General features: G+C 63.2%; 1 protein-coding gene and 2 pseudogenes. 2 read left to right on the top strand and 1 reads right to left on the bottom strand.

What is annotated here, in order from left to right; translation table 11 throughout:
- Positions 1–193: 193 nt before the first annotated feature.
- Together GVV04_RS31900 and GVV04_RS31905 are read left to right on the top strand one after the other, a co-directional pair.
- Positions 194–691, top strand: a pseudogene (locus GVV04_RS31900) (IS6 family transposase); the annotation flags it as partial.
- 42 nt (positions 692–733) lie between these two features.
- Positions 734–1,003 (top strand): annotated as a pseudogene (locus GVV04_RS31905) (IS30 family transposase); the annotation flags it as partial.
- A gap of 8 nt (positions 1,004–1,011) precedes the next feature.
- Here the strand turns inward: GVV04_RS31905 and GVV04_RS31910 are convergent.
- On the bottom strand, positions 1,012–1,350 hold the full coding sequence (locus GVV04_RS31910) for a hypothetical protein (RefSeq protein WP_201754491.1): 339 nt from the start codon (positions 1,348–1,350) through the stop codon (positions 1,012–1,014).
- Between the last annotated feature and the right edge of the window lie 189 nt (positions 1,351–1,539).

Raw genomic sequence — 1,539 nt, forward strand, 5'->3', positions numbered from 1 at the left:
GGAGGCAGATCAACCTACAACTGGAAGATCGCCATGAACCAGTTCGACATCATGTTCCCCGGACGCCTGGACAAGGCATAACATCACCAACCAGGTCAGGCCCTTACACAAACGAACTGACAGGCCCCCCCGCCTGTTGGCCCCGACGCCGACACCCCACCACCCGCCGCCCCTCGCTCGCTCGGGCTTCGCTCGTCACTCACCTGGTGACCGTTGGTTCATGGACGAGACCTACGTCAAGGTCAACGGGGTGTGGCGGTACGTGTGGCGGTACGTGTACCGGGCCGTGGACCAGCATGGTCAGATCATCGACGTGCTCGTCTCGGCCCGTCGGGACGCCGCAGCGGCCCGGCGGTTCTTCCACCGGGCGCTGACCACGCTGAAGGTCACGCCCGGCGAGGTTGTCACCGACGCGAACCCGGTCTATCCGAGGGTGCTCGACGACCTGGTCCCGTCAGCGTGGCACCGCATTGAACGACACGCCTACAATCCGATCGAGGCCGACCACAGCCAGCTCAAGCACAGGCTCAGACCGATGCGCGGACTCCGCACCGACCACACTGCCCAGACGATCATCGCCGGCCATGCCTTCGTTCAGAACCTCCGACGCGGACACTACGAATTCGCCGCTGACGTCCCGCCCGGTCTGCGGGTGGCCGCCGCGTTTACGGAACTGGCCCGAGCCATCTGACAGTGCCCGGTGACGCGGCTCGGCGTGTCCACCGATCCGCCAACGCAACAGCGCCGCATGGAGCTCGCCGGCCACCGGCTACTCACCGATGCCACCGGAGTCGACGTCTTCTTCGCCGCACCGCGCAGTCCGTGGCAGCGGGGCACCAACGAGAACACCAACAAGCTGATCCGGCAATACCTCCCGAAGGGCACCGATCTGGGCCTACACACCCAAGCCGATCTCGATGCCCTGGCCGCCCGACTGAACAACCGGCCCCGCAAGTGTCTCGGCTACCGAACTCCGGCCCAGTGTGTTGCCTTGACTCTTTGAATCTAAGCCTATTCGACTACGATCCTGAAGTCACTCCTCGTGACGCCATATTCGTCGGGTGCCACCCAGCAACTGAAACGACGTCCCGGGAGGCTCGTTTCCTCGACACCCAATTGAAACGCCAGCGTGGCCGCGTCCGTCTTGCGCACCCTCGATTCGACATCCGCTTCACGGAATTCCGCGATCCCGCCGCGCTTACCGACGACGAAATACTCGACCCTCTTGCCAGCCTCGTTCGCACCGCCGTGACCGTCAGCGCCATGGCGATCATCCACCGGTTTCCCACAAATGCCACAAACAGAGATGCTAGGATCCATATCCGGAGACGCCATCGCTTCCTCTCGCAATTCCAGATGTTACGGCTACCGACAATATCTCATATGCGCAACAAAGCTGCATCGGGACTGCACCGGGTTTGGTTGACTCGCGGGGTTGAGTGGTTCAGGTCGCGTGTGTGGGCTGGTTGATTGTCTCAAACTCGATCGGGGTGAGCCGGCCGAGGCGGTGTTGCCGGCGTCGGCGGTGGTAGGTCCGTT

Origin of the sequence: Micromonospora rubida (assembly GCF_009908295.1) — a bacterium.
In the GTDB taxonomy this organism is placed as follows: domain Bacteria; phylum Actinomycetota; class Actinomycetes; order Mycobacteriales; family Micromonosporaceae; genus Micromonospora; species Micromonospora rubida.